We start from the raw sequence: 934 nt of genomic DNA on the forward strand, positions 1-934 counted from the left end.
AGTGTCTGAATCAGAATGACCGTCGTGTTTTCATGCCCTTGCGAGCCTTCGGGTGAGCATGCGAATGTTTGCGATGTAGATCCACGCCTGTGCGGATTCGATTGATCGCTCGAAGTCCTTTGCCAGCCGCCGGCATCTGCCCAGCCATGCGAAGGTTCGCTCTACGACCCAACGGCGCGGCAGGACCTCGAAGCCTTTGGCGCTGTCCGACCGCTTGATGATTTCCAACGTGAACTTGGCGAGCTTTTGCAAGGCGCCCCGCAGTTTCGGCCCGGCATAGCCGCCATCGGCGAAGACATGGCGCAGCCAGGGCCAGCGTTTGAGGATGGATTTCAAGACGGCCGGCGCGCCGTCGCGGTCTTGAATGTCGGCGGCGTGAACGACCACGCCGACCATCAGGCCCAGCGTGTCGACGACGATGTGGCGCTTGCGGCCCATGATCTTCTTGCCAGCGTCGAAGCCTCGTATTCCGCCGCTTTCGGTGGTCTTGACCGTCTGGCTGTCGATGACGCCGGCAGACGGGCTTGCTTCCCGGCCTTCGCGTTCGCGCGCCGCCATGACGAGTTCATTGTTGATGGTGCTCAGCAGTCCTTCGTCACGCCAGCGCCAGAAGTATTTCTGTACCGTCGAGAACGGTGGGAAGTCCTTCGGCAGAAGCCGCCACGTGCCGCCCGACGACGCCATGTAAAGCAGCGCGTTCACGACCTCGCGCAGGTCCGTCTTGCGGGGGCGGCCGATCCGGTTCGGCGAAGGCATCAAACGTGCGATCAGCGCCCATTCAGCATCCGTGAGATCGCTTGCGTAACGGGCGCAACGCCGCACATATTGCGGGCGAGTGGTTTCGGTCCAGGGCATCATGATCTCCGTCGAATCTCAGCAATCCGACAGAATCACAACCCGCTGAAATCACTCACCTCTTTTTGGAACGGACACT

1 protein-coding gene is annotated in these 934 nt (G+C 61.0%); it reads right to left on the reverse strand.

The window, feature by feature from the left end:
* Positions 1-30 precede the first annotated feature (30 nt).
* Positions 31-855, reverse strand: a complete 825-nt coding sequence (locus D3227_RS40440; RefSeq protein ID WP_120019470.1) for an IS5 family transposase — start codon at positions 853-855, stop codon at positions 31-33.
* Positions 856-934 lie beyond the last annotated feature (79 nt).

It is taken from the genome of Mesorhizobium waimense (assembly GCF_003601975.1).
Lineage (GTDB): Bacteria > Pseudomonadota > Alphaproteobacteria > Rhizobiales > Rhizobiaceae > Mesorhizobium > Mesorhizobium waimense.